Origin of the sequence: Desulforhopalus sp. IMCC35007, from assembly GCF_005116575.1 — a bacterium.
Taxonomy (GTDB): domain Bacteria; phylum Desulfobacterota; class Desulfobulbia; order Desulfobulbales; family Desulfocapsaceae; genus Desulforhopalus_A.
The window spans coordinates 84,981-96,699 of record NZ_SWCN01000010.1; the positions used below are offsets into that span (position 1 = coordinate 84,981).

The following is an 11,719-nucleotide window of genomic DNA, read 5'->3' on the forward strand; positions in this document are numbered from 1 at the left end:
TTTATGCGTTATTCAAAAACCCTTATACCCACGCTCAAAGAAACCCCGGCAGAAGCCGAAGTTATCAGTCATAGGCTTATGCTACGTGCCGGATTTATCCGTAAACTGACGGCAGGTGTCTACTCCTATCTTCCTTTAGGACTTGCGGCCATTCGTAAGGTTGAGAATATCGTTCGTGAGGAGATGAACCGGGCCGGCGCCCAGGAGTTGCTTATGCCTATGGTTCAACCTGCAGATCTCTGGGTAGAAACCGGGCGCTATAAAAAATATGGTCCCGAACTCCTTCGTTTTCATGATCGCCACAACCGGGAATCATGCCTTGGACCAACCCACGAAGAAGTCATTACTGATATTGCCAGAAAGGAACTGCATTCCTATCGGGATCTTCCGATCAATCTCTATCAGATCCAAACTAAATTCCGGGATGAAATTCGTCCACGTTTCGGCCTCATGCGGGGACGGGAATTTGTTATGAAAGACGCCTACTCCTTTGATGTGAGTGACGAGGCGGCCAGTCTTTCTTATCAGAAGATGTATGATGCATATAAACGGATCTTTACACGATGTGGTCTTGAATTTCGTGCGGTTCAGGCTGATTCCGGCTCAATAGGCGGAAGTTTCTCCCATGAATTCATGGTGCTGGCAAAGACCGGTGAAGATACTATCGTGATCTGCAAGAACTGCGAATTCGCTGCCAATATGGAAAAAGCAGCTGTTGTTGTGGCTCCAAAAGAACGGGTTGAGCCGATGGCGGAGCTAGAAAAAATTGAAACACCAGGAAAAAGAAAGGTTGAGGCGGTGTGTGAGTTTCTTGGTATAGAGGCTTCCAAACTTGTTAAAACCATGGTGTTTAAGGCTGATGGCGTACCCGTTGCCGTGCTTGTTCGTGGGGACCGTGATGTAGAGGAGGTCAAACTTAAAAATCTCCTTGGTGCCGCCGATGTAGAGCTGGCAGATGATAAGGAGGTCTTTGATGCTACCGGTGTTCCAACCGGTTACCTTGGACCTGTTGGAATCAAAATAAAAGTAGTGGCTGATCAGGAAGTTGCCAGCATGGAAAATTTTTATGTTGGTGCCAATGAGAAAAATTTTCATCTCAAAAATGTCAATCTGGACCGGGACTGCACTATTGAGGCTATAGGAGATCTTCGTCAGATAACAACTGCAGACCCCTGTCCTGAATGTGGCGGGCAGTTGGCAACGACTGAAGGCATTGAGGTCGGTCATGTATTTAAACTGGGTACAGGTTATTCAGAGTCGATGAATGCAACCTTTCAGGATCAGCATGGGAAAGAAAAGCATTTTGTCATGGGTTGTTACGGGGTTGGTGTTACCCGTGTGGTCGCTGCAGCAATCGAGCAGAATCATGATGAAAATGGCATAATTTTTCCTATTCCTCTGGCACCTTTTAGTGTTGTCGTGCTTAATCTGGGTGTAAATGACAAGGTTATTACCGATGCGGCTGAAAAGTTGTATGGAGATTTGCAGAAGGCTGGGATCGAGGTATTACTCGATGATCGGGATGAAAGACCCGGGTTTAAGTTTAAAGATGCAGATCTTCTGGGCATACCTTTTAGAGTTAACGTTGGCAAGGGCTTTGTAAAAAGTGGTCAGGTTGAAGTAAAAAACAGGAAAACCGGCGATGTCGAAGAGATGACTCCGGAGAGTCTTGTTACAGTTCTTAAAAAAAGAATCAGCAGTGCCCTAAGTTCATAAGCTGAAAATGTTATGACAAATTTAGCAACCATTAATCCAAACGGGTTGAAAGTCCTGGTCAGCAATTATCTGCATGACGAGGATTTATCAAAGATTGATGAAGCCTGGGAGTTAATTACCAAGGCCCATGAAGGGCGCAGGCATTTTTCGGGTGAGTTGTATGTTCTTCACTTGCTTGAGGTAGCTTCCACCCTTGCTTCAATGCAGCTTGATCTTGAGACAATACTCGCGGGACTGCTCCATGGAGTTTTTAAGGCCGGGGTTACCTTTGAAGAGATTGCAAAGAAATTTGGAGAAGATGTTGCGGTAATTGTTGACGGTACCACCCGGATAAACGAGGTTGCCTATAATTCCCAGCTTGCAAGCCAGGCGGAAAATTTAAGAAAAATGCTCCTGGCAATTGCTTCTGATGTCAGAGTGTTACTGGTGCGTTTGATAGACAGGCTGCTGGATATGTTTCTCCTGGATATGGTTGACCGGGAGGAGCAGCTCTATATCGCCAGAGAAACCATGGATATCTATGCTCCACTGGCCTCTCGTCTTGGAATTGACTGGCTCAAAAGAGAGCTTGAAGATCACGCCTTTAAATTTCTTTATCCCGAAGAGCATTATGAGCTGAGCCATGCCATGGAAAGTTCTCTGGATGAGCGACAGCAGTATGTCGACGAGGTGATCGAAATTCTCCATGAAAAACTTAGGGAAAGCAATATTGTCCCTATGCGCATTATCGGCCGGCCAAAACACTTGTATTCGATCTATAAAAAACTGGTCGCTCAGAATATTCCCTTGGAAAGGGTGTATGATAAAGTTGCTTTTCGGATCATAGTCGAAACGGTGAACGAGTGTTATGAAGCCCTGGGCACGATTCATGCCAACTGGGCACCTGTGCCGGGCCGAATAAAAGATTTTATATCGGTACCAAAGGCAAATAATTACCAGTCTATGCACACAACGGTGGTGGGGCCACGTGGTCATTTTATCGAGATTCAGATCCGCACCGATGAAATGGACCTGATTGCACAGGAAGGTGTTGCGGCTCACTGGGCATATAAGGAAGGGCAAAAGGCGTCGAACAAGGATGCCAAGCTTTTTCGTGAGCTGAAGAAACTTGTAACCTCACTGCAGGAAGTTGAGGATCCACGAGAGTTCCTCGATAATTTAATCGGTGAGCTTTATGACCCTGAGGTGTTTGCCCTTACTCCAAAAGGAGAGGTGAAGGAATTTCCTCTTGGTAGTTGTCCTATAGATTTTGCTTATTCTATCCATACAGCAGTTGGAGATAAATGCGTTGGTGCCAAGGTCGGTGGTCGTCATGTGCCGTTGAAGTATCAGTTGCAAAATGGTGATATTGTCGAAATTATCACCTCAGCCACTCAGTTTCCTCGAAGAGGCTGGCTTGATCTGGTCAAGACCAGCCGGGCAAGAACACGAATTCGCTCCTGGCTCAGACGTGAAGAAAAAGAAAAAGCTCTAAAACTTGGCCGCGAAATCTGCGAGCGTGAGATACGCAAGCATAATACCTCTCTGAAAAAGATCATTAAGAGCGGCCATATTCGTCTTCTTCTCAAACAACTTCGTTGTAATTCCCTTGAAGACCTGCTGGTGAAAGTCGGTAATGGTACAATCACCTTACAAAATCTTGTCAAAGGGCTTGTTCCACCCGAACTCAGAAAAGAAAATGATACCCAGCAGCTAGAACATCTGCCACCGGAAGAGTTGGCAAGCCTTATGGTGAGCCAACATAGTCAGCAACCGGATAAGGGGAAAGCCGGAGTACGTATAGACGGTATTGATGGGATGCTGGTTAAAGTCAGTCAGTGTTGCAGTCCTCTGCCGGGGGACGCCATCGTTGGTTTTATAACAATGGGGCGTGGGGTATCTGTGCATAAAGCAAACTGTCCGAACCTGCTCAGTTCTGATCCAAAACGCTGGATTGATGTATCATGGTCTGGTATTGCGGATAAAACCTACCGGGTAACCATTAATGTTGTAGCAGAAAATATACGGGGCATTTTTGCAGAAATCAGTGGAACGATTTCCAGTGATAATGCCAATATTGTTGATATTTCAGCCCATACCACTCCTACTGATCAGGCGCATATGACCATTACTCTTGAAGTTGAAACTCTTGATCATCTTAATGTTATCTTGCAGCATTTACGCCAGATTCGTGCTGTGATAACAGTACGTCGTTTGTAATAAAAAGGTAATGGTCTGTTTCGTATTAAGGTATTAACATGGAGTTTATCTGTGAAATCTGTGGCAATGAGGTTCTTGACGGTGTTTCTCTCTGCCCTTTTTGTGGCGTCCAAAATGAATCGAAGCCGGCCGTAGGATCTGGCCGTTTTAGCAAGAAAACGGTGAATCTAGAGATTGGACGACCGGTGCTGGATATTGCTCTTCATCGGATGAATGAAGTCATAGCTGATGCGAAAAGAAACGGTGTGCATGTACTGACATTGATTCATGGTTATGGTTCCAGTGGAAAAGGTGGAATTATTCGCCAGGAATGTCGCAAAACACTGGAATACATGAAAATAAAAAATGACATCCGGGACTATATTTGCGGGGAAGACTTCAACAAACGAGCAGCACCTGTTAAAGCACAGTTGAATCGTTTTCCAGAGCTTGCTTTGGATAGAAACCTGAACCGGGGGAACAGAGGAATTACTCTGGTGATTCTCAATTGACAGGTTGTAAACTGCGCTACCCTACTCAATGTTAATGAAGCCGGGAAAAGTGTCATAATACAGATTGATTTCTTACATAAAAAACATAAGAGCAATCTGCAACGCACTTAACATGCGCTGTTATTCCTCCTCTTTTTATAATTGATCTTGCGATAAAATGTCGCTTTTCTGAGAAGTACTTTAAACCTTTAAATGGAGATTTTAATGAAAAAATATTTTGTATCCACTGTCCTGGGCCTCTGTCTCACTGTTCCAGTAGTTTCTCAGGGAGAAGGTTTGCAAACCTTTGAGGAAAAATTAAGCTACAGTATGGGCTTTGAGGTTGGCAGCTATTTTAAGGCAGCTGGTGGAGATATCAAAAAAGATCTCCTTGTGTCTGGTATTGAAGCGGCATATAACGGTGATAAGCCTTTATTGACCGATGAAGAGATGCTTGCGGTTAAAAAAGAATATGCTGAGAAAATGCAGAAACAGCAAATGGCTCAACTTGAAGAAATGAAAGCGGCAAACCTTGCTGCAGGTGTAGCATTTCTTGAAGAAAATAAGAAAAAATCCGGTGTAATGGTAACCGAAAGTGGTTTGCAGTATGAAGTCATAAAAGAAGGAACCGGTGACAAAGCTACCGCCGAAGATACAGTGAAGGTAGAATATGTCGGAACCCTGATAGACGGCACTGAGTTTGACAGCACTGCAAAGCATGGTGAGCCTGCGGAGTTTCAGGTTGGACAGGTTATTAAAGGCTGGGCTGAAGCTTTGCAGATGATGAATGCTGGAAGTAAATTACGTCTGGCCATTCCTTCCGATCTTGCATATGGAGAACAGGGTGCTGCTCCCCGAATTCAGCCCAACTCCGTGCTGGTTTTCGATGTAGAGCTTTTGGAAATCGTTAAAAAGTAAGAAAACGTTTTGGAATAAAAAAGGCCCAGTCGGAGAACAACTCCGGTTGGGCCTTTTTTTGTTGGGAGCCTGGTTTTACCGGTCTTCTTTTACAAGGAGCAGCAGCCCCGCAAGAGAAAACACTACGTGGATACTGCAAGCGGCAAGAATAGGAGATATATACCCGGCAATGGCCAATGACTGTAGGGCGCCCCAAATACCCCAGGCGACAAATGCAAGTCCACAGCTCACAGGGATGGCGACAGAAAGATCTCTTCCCCATTTGCGGTACGAATAAAGAAGGATGGGCAGTCCCAGCAGAAGCAATGGCAGCCCTAAAAGGATGTAGGAAATCCTGCCCAGGAACATGGTCCAGGCTGCCTGGATCTCATGATCTACGTCCGCCCGATAAATCTCCTGATAGAGTCCGGAAAGTGAAAGCTCTGCATTTTTATTTGCGGGAATAAGAAAATCCTGAGGATGTTCGGGCAGGGGGATCGTTATTTTTTCAAAATTTTTTATCTTGTATTCTTTATCTTTGCCCTGATCCTGAACCTGGCCGTGTTTGAGGCTCCAGTTGTTCTTTTTTTCGTCCCAGGTCGCCCAACGGGCTGTTGTGAGAACTTTAATGTTATAATTTTCATCCCATTCAGAAAAAGAGAAGTTTTTGAAAACATAACGTTTGGGATCAGGCCAGTTAAACGAATAAAACCCGTTCTTTCCTTTATAATAGTAGCGGTCATTGCGCATAATCCCGAGCATTACCTTACCCTTAAGCTGTTCAAACCAGAGGCTGTTTGTTCTGGAAACCGTCACCGGCAGGATAAATTCAGCTGCAAGAATAAAAAGAACAGTAATGACCACCGAGCCGAGTAAAAGTGGTCTGGTGATGTGGCGTAGCGGGATTCCGCCTGCCTTTAATGCAGTCAGTTCATTGGTGTGATTGAGTATACCGAGGGTGATGACTCCGGAAAGGAGGATAAATACCGGCCCGAGCTGATCGACTATCGAAGGGATGGTGAGTATAAAATACTCAAGTGCCATGGATAATGGCTTTCCTGCATTGGTGAAATCGTCGAATTTTTCGAAAAAATCAACAAGAAGATAGATCGAGACGAACCCCGCGTTTACGGTGAAAAAATATTTAGAAAATTGTTTGAGAAGATATCGATTGAGCAGATTCACGTAATATCCTTACGAACGAAAAAAACGATTACAGAGAAAAAAACCAAGTATTACCATTGAGATACCAAGGACGTTACTTGCCATGATATAAGAAAAAGCCTGTAGAGGCTCTCCTGCTTTCAGGAGCTGCACGCTCTCTCTGCCGAAAGTCGAGAAGGTGGTAAAGCCACCAAGAAACCCGGTAAAAAGAAACAATCTGAACTCATGGGAAATATGTACCCTATCAAAATAGCACCAGAAAAAACCGATAAGAAGACAGCCCAGCAGGTTGGCTGTCAATGTTTCTAAAGGGAAATTCAGAGAAATCAGTTTTTCAATACCTATACTTACACCATATCTTGTGAGAGCTCCAAGGCCTCCTCCAAGCATGATGGCTAAAACAATTATCATGGTTAATTATTGTGCTTGAATGAAATTAAAGTGAAGTTCAAATTTTGGGGTTAAAATTATCATAATACATACACAGACTTTTTAAAAAGTCTTACTCAAAAGCCTGTAATAAAAAACACGAAAACTGATAAATATTGAGCTGCGGAATATATGAAGTGATGTTAAGACGGCAAAAATACTGAGCTTACCATACAATTTTCTCAATTTCTCTGGAGGGTTGCAGAAAAAATATACACATAGAACTATTTTCCCCTGCTTCGCCAGACTATATCTGCACAAAATAGGTAACATGTATGGGTTAATGGCGTCAAGAAGACCTTTGTCCTCCGCTGTGGAAATTACATTCGCTTGCATTTTCTTTTTTTCATGTGGTATAATCAAAACTTCACTGTGATGTCGTTTTATTACAAAACTGTACGTAATTGTAGGGTTTTGCGACATTTAACTGCTCTGTCGAGGTCGAATGGATTACTGAAACAGGGCTTTTTTTTTACTGGGGATGGTTGGCTTTTAGGATGTGTTAGAGTCTGTTTTGTCTGTGAATTGCTGAAATCTGAGATACTCTGATTTCCAATAACAGCAATGGACGGGGCTGTGTTTATGGCCGTCTGATTCTACTAATGGTCACTGTTACAGTTTATGGCTCAAAAACGAAAAAAAAACAGTAATTCTGGATGTAAACAACCTTATAAAAGTACTGCAAGGGATCGTTTGCAGGCTTTTTGGCAAGTTTTTGAAAAAGAAGACGAAGTTTTAGTTATCATAAATGCAGACCCTGATGCCCTGGCAACGGCAATGTCAGTTAAGCGTCTGTTGCGATATAGGGTGAAGAGTGTAACCATAGCCCACCCAAATGAGATACGACGCCTTAACAATCAGGAGATGGTTAAGCGATTGCGTATCCCTCTTGAACGTCTCAAAGATGTTAAACTTGACGCTTTTAGTAAAAAAGTGATGGTTGATTCTCAGCCGAGTCATCTCCCGTGTTTTGAAAAAATTAAGATTCATGCCATAATTGATCACCATCCTGTAAGTGGTGACTGGGATGCTGAGTTTATAGATATCCGCCCGGAGTACGGGGCCACAGCATCGATGGCGGTTGAGTATCTGCGTGCGGCTGGAATGGTGCCATCTGTTGCTTTGGCTACGGCTCTTTTTTACGGCATCAAAGTTGATACACAGGACTTTGAACAAAAATCCGTGCTGGGTGACGGCATCTCCTTCCGGTACCTGTTTAACATTGCTAACCGTGATCTGGTCCGAAAGTTTGAGCTTACCGATCTGCGTCGATCAGAGTTGAAATATTTCACTATAGCTCTTGCCGAACTCAAATATTCAAAAGGCAGATATTATAGCCATGTCGGGCGGGTAAGAAGCCCTGATGTCCTTGTCATTGTAGCTGACTTTCTCAATCACGTTGGAGAGATTGACTGGGTTTTTGTCTCGGGCATCCATGGTGAAAAACTTGTGGTTATTTTTCGCAGTGATGGTTACCGGAAAAGTGCAGGGAAGCTCGCTGACAAAATCTTTGGCTCTCTTGGTTCGGCTGGCGGACATAAAGGTGCTGCTCGTGCTGAAGTTCCACTAAAGAATCTTAATCTCGGAGATAAAGAGTTTACTTCAGATACCTTGAAGCGATTTATCATGCGCCATATCTAGATATTTTACCTCAGTTCAGCCGGGAAATGTTGCGGTTCACGATTATTTCTTTTACCATGTGTACAGACAGAAAGAATTAAGGTGAAAGTAGAGCAGGGTAATTGAAATTCTTATTTATTCGCAAGTTTTTCGTTCTTAGGAGGTGGTTGCATGCTGAAGCCAACTACGCTGGCTATGATTTTAGCTGGAAGTAGGGTCAATGAACTTAATGTCCTGACATCGTTTCGCCCAAAATCGGCGGTCCCATTTGGTGGTCTTGGGCGTGTTATAGATTTTCCTCTCAGCAACCTGCTCAATTCTGGAATTGAGCAGGTTGCTCTTCTCAGTCAATATCGGAGTTATTCCCTTATCAATCATATCGGCACCGGTGCTGCCTGGGATATGATTGGTCGCTATCGAAGAGTATCGATTCTCCCGCCGTCTCAAGGGTCCGAGGGAGGCGATTGGTACCGTGGCCCGGCTGATGCCATTCATCAGAATATAGATTTTATTCGCAATCATTGTCCTGAAGAAGTTCTCATTTTGTCAGGCGATCATGTTTATAACATGGATTATCAGGATTTGATCGACTACCACTGGGAAAAAGATGCGGATCTTACTATTGCCTTTACCCGCGTCCCACAATCGGATGCGCACCGTTTTGGCCTTGCAGAAATAGAAGAATCTGATGATTCTCGTGGGGGCAGAATCCTCAATTACTGGGAGAAACCATCAGTTCCTCAGTCAAACTGGGCTTCTATGACCATTATGTGTTTTAAACCTGAGGTTTTGTATAAGGCTCTAGAGGAAAATCATCAGGGAGATTCCTATCACTTTGGCTTGGATATCTTTCCCTCACTGCTGCGTCAAAAACTTAAAGTATACGGATATAAATACAATGGATACTGGGGCTACACCAGAACTATCGATGAGTACTGGCAATCGAGTATGGATATGCTCGGTCCAGAGCCTGCCATCGATCTTGAAAAATGGCAATTCCGTACAAATCTTGACCACCGTAACATAAGAGACAATGAACCGGCCCTTATGGGCGAACATGCGGTGGTGCAGAATTCTCTAGTTTATAATGGTTGTAAAATTGATGGAACGGTAAAAAATTCGATCCTTTTTCCTGGAGTTCACATAAAAAAGGGGGCAATTGTCGAAAATTCCATTCTTTTTTATAATAATATGGTTGGAGAAGGTTGCCATCTCAACAAGGTTGTTTCTGATGTTAACAATTTATTTCAAGATAATGTGAAGGCTGGACCAGAGGCATGTGAGCCGAACAGCCAGGTAACGGTTATCGGCTGGAACAATACCATCCTTGAAAACACCCAAATTGATGAAGGTGTGACGATCCACCCAGGTCACCAAAGTCAGCGTCCGGACGATAGTCTTGCTTTTGGAGGTGAACTATAATGAAAAGAGCAAAAGAGGCACTTGTCCTTATTTTAGCGGGTGGGGTTGGAAGTAGACTCAATATTCTTGTGCAAAAAAGAGCAAAACCTGCGGTTCCATTTGCCGGTATTTACCGGATTATTGACTTTAGTCTCAGCAATGTGATGAACTCAGACTTGGATAAGGTCGGTATTCTCACCCAGTACAAGCCTCTCTCCCTGATGGATCACCTGGGAAAGGGAGACGCCTGGGATTTTTCTGGGAGGAGCCGGGGAATTTCAATTTTACCTCCTCGAACTGGTGAAAAGGAGTTTGACTGGTATAAAGGAACGGCTGATGCTGTTCGGCGTAATATCGATTTTCTTGAATCTAATCCAGCAGATGAAATCGTTATTCTGTCAGGTGACCATATCTATCATATGGATTTCGATGCCATGATAGAGTTTCACCGTTCTAAGAGTGCAGATGTAACGGTTGCCATGATGGTTGTTCCTCGAAGCGAGATCTATCAGTTTGGTGCAGGGATTGTTGATAAGCACGATAGAATAATTGAATGGGAAGAAAAGCCAAAGGTACCACGGACCAATCTTGCGTCTATGGGCATCTATGTTTTTGATTATAAATATCTGCTTGATACATTAAAAAGAGATAGCTCAGAAGTTGATTTCGGAATGCATATACTTCCGCGGGCGATTGCTGAAGACAATGTCTTTGCTTACCCATTCTACGGTTATTGGCGTGATGTTGGAACTATTCAGGCATATTGGGAAGCCAATATGGATGTGTTGAGAAAAGATAGTGGTCTATCGCCTGAGAACTGGCAAATAAGAACCAATGTTGATGAAGATAACCGGATTGCAGACAGAGCACCTGCGCGGTTTGGTGACAATTGTACGCTTGATACCTGTCTGATTTCCGCAGGAAGCAGGGTAGATGGAACTGTTATTAATTCTGTGCTGGCCCCTGGGGTGATCGTTGAAGAGGGGGCTATAGTCAAAGACTCTATTATATTTCAAGATTGTGTAATAAAAAAGGGTGCTACAGTTGATCTTGCTATACTCGATAAGCGTGTTGTAATTGAAGAAAATGCCATTGTTGGATGTGGTGAAAATTACAAGGTTGCCAATGTACTCAAACCGACCCATCTCTATACTGGCATCACTCTTGTTGGTAAAGGTGCTGTTGTTCCTGCTGGTCAGAAAATCGGGAGAAACTGTGTGGTCAACGGAGGAGTTGCGGAAAGTGCCTATACAGGTCAAGATATTGAAGATGGAGAGACAATCTTTGCTGATGGGGAAATCAATTAACAAGGATTGGCTAATTCTTCTGCAGGGCTAAATAAAGATTGCGCTTTGTAAAATCTTAGGTATTATCCCCCCTGGAAAAAATATCATGAATGCCCTCGTAGCTCAGGGGATAGAGCACAGGATTCCTAATCCTGGTGTCGCATGTTCGAATCATGCCGGGGGCACCAATAAAATCAAGGCCGGATCCCAGTATTACTGGGGTTCCGGCCTTTTTTCTTTGGGTTGATTTTTAGCTGTGTTTAGCGTAAAATGACAGAAAATAGCACTGATTTGCAGTTTACTCCGTCCAAAATTCCGTCCAAAGCTCCGTCTAAAAATATGGCGGCCATAAAAATAGGAAAAAAGGAAAAAAGGAACTGTTTATACGGCTGAGGTTAGATTTAAAGAGCATCAATTCACTTCAAAAAACATTTGTTACGCTCTCTGCTTCTTGAAATTGGTCCAAAGATAAAGAAAATATAATGCGAATGTCGGAACAAAATGAAGAAGTGTTAACCATAAATGATCGTTTCTCTG

9 protein-coding genes and 1 tRNA gene are annotated in these 11,719 nt (G+C 43.5%); 8 read left to right on the forward strand and 2 right to left on the reverse strand.

Annotated features, from left to right (window positions below):
- Window positions 1–3 precede the first annotated feature (3 nt).
- The 4 genes from FCL48_RS12315 to FCL48_RS12330 all read left to right on the forward strand — a co-directional run bounded on the left by FCL48_RS12315 (window position 4) and on the right by FCL48_RS12330 (window position 5,303).
- Complete coding sequence (locus FCL48_RS12315) at window positions 4–1,716, forward strand: proline--tRNA ligase (RefSeq protein ID WP_136872583.1); 1,713 nt, start codon at window positions 4–6, stop codon at window positions 1,714–1,716.
- A 12-nt stretch (window positions 1,717–1,728) separates the two neighbouring features.
- The gene (locus tag FCL48_RS12320; protein ID WP_136872584.1) at window positions 1,729–3,915 is read left to right on the forward strand and encodes a bifunctional (p)ppGpp synthetase/guanosine-3',5'-bis(diphosphate) 3'-pyrophosphohydrolase; all 2,187 of its coding nucleotides are present in this window, start codon (window positions 1,729–1,731) and stop codon (window positions 3,913–3,915) included.
- A 38-nt stretch (window positions 3,916–3,953) separates the two neighbouring features.
- Window positions 3,954–4,406, forward strand: coding sequence for a Smr/MutS family protein (locus FCL48_RS12325; protein WP_136872585.1), 453 nt, complete (start codon window positions 3,954–3,956; stop codon window positions 4,404–4,406).
- Window positions 4,407–4,610: 204 nt separating this feature from the next.
- On the forward strand, window positions 4,611–5,303 hold the full coding sequence (locus FCL48_RS12330) for an FKBP-type peptidyl-prolyl cis-trans isomerase (RefSeq protein WP_136872586.1): 693 nt from the start codon (window positions 4,611–4,613) through the stop codon (window positions 5,301–5,303).
- Window positions 5,304–5,378: 75 nt separating this feature from the next.
- Here FCL48_RS12330 and FCL48_RS12335 read toward each other — a convergent pair whose 3' ends face one another.
- Both FCL48_RS12335 and crcB read right to left on the reverse strand, forming a co-directional pair.
- The gene (locus tag FCL48_RS12335; RefSeq protein ID WP_136872587.1) at window positions 5,379–6,467 is read right to left on the reverse strand and encodes an LptF/LptG family permease; all 1,089 of its coding nucleotides are present in this window, start codon (window positions 6,465–6,467) and stop codon (window positions 5,379–5,381) included.
- A gap of 9 nt (window positions 6,468–6,476) precedes the next feature.
- Entirely contained in the window at window positions 6,477–6,857 is a 381-nt protein-coding gene (gene crcB, locus FCL48_RS12340) for a fluoride efflux transporter CrcB (RefSeq protein WP_205747704.1), read from the reverse strand.
- 639 nt (window positions 6,858–7,496) lie between these two features.
- Here crcB and FCL48_RS12345 point away from each other — a divergent pair.
- From FCL48_RS12345 to FCL48_RS12360, 4 genes are all read left to right on the forward strand, one after another.
- Entirely contained in the window at window positions 7,497–8,516 is a 1,020-nt protein-coding gene (locus FCL48_RS12345) for a bifunctional oligoribonuclease/PAP phosphatase NrnA (RefSeq protein ID WP_136872588.1), read from the forward strand.
- Window positions 8,517–8,666: 150 nt separating this feature from the next.
- Window positions 8,667–9,917, forward strand: a complete 1,251-nt coding sequence (locus FCL48_RS12350; protein WP_136872589.1) for a glucose-1-phosphate adenylyltransferase family protein — start codon at window positions 8,667–8,669, stop codon at window positions 9,915–9,917.
- Entirely contained in the window at window positions 9,917–11,203 is a 1,287-nt protein-coding gene (locus FCL48_RS12355; protein WP_136872590.1) for a glucose-1-phosphate adenylyltransferase family protein, read from the forward strand. Before FCL48_RS12350 ends, FCL48_RS12355 begins: the two co-directional genes overlap by 1 nt.
- Before the next feature lie 91 nt (window positions 11,204–11,294).
- A tRNA-Arg gene (locus FCL48_RS12360) sits at window positions 11,295–11,370 on the forward strand.
- The last annotated feature ends 349 nt before the right edge of the window (window positions 11,371–11,719 follow it).

Excerpts from the sequence above, each read along its gene's own strand:
- FCL48_RS12315 (WP_136872583.1), top strand. The coding sequence starts at position 4 with ATGCGTTATTCAAAAACCCTTATACCCACGCTCAAAGAAACCCCGGCA.
- FCL48_RS12320 (WP_136872584.1), top strand. The coding sequence starts at position 1,729 with ATGACAAATTTAGCAACCATTAATCCAAACGGGTTGAAAGTCCTGGTC.
- FCL48_RS12325 (WP_136872585.1), top strand. The coding sequence starts at position 3,954 with ATGGAGTTTATCTGTGAAATCTGTGGCAATGAGGTTCTTGACGGTGTT.
- FCL48_RS12330 (WP_136872586.1), top strand. The coding sequence starts at position 4,611 with ATGAAAAAATATTTTGTATCCACTGTCCTGGGCCTCTGTCTCACTGTT.
- crcB (WP_205747704.1), bottom strand. The coding sequence starts at position 6,857 with ATGATAATTGTTTTAGCCATCATGCTTGGAGGAGGCCTTGGAGCTCTC.
- FCL48_RS12345 (WP_136872588.1), top strand. The coding sequence starts at position 7,497 with ATGGCTCAAAAACGAAAAAAAAACAGTAATTCTGGATGTAAACAACCT.
- FCL48_RS12350 (WP_136872589.1), top strand. The coding sequence starts at position 8,667 with ATGCTGAAGCCAACTACGCTGGCTATGATTTTAGCTGGAAGTAGGGTC.
- FCL48_RS12355 (WP_136872590.1), top strand. The coding sequence starts at position 9,917 with ATGAAAAGAGCAAAAGAGGCACTTGTCCTTATTTTAGCGGGTGGGGTT.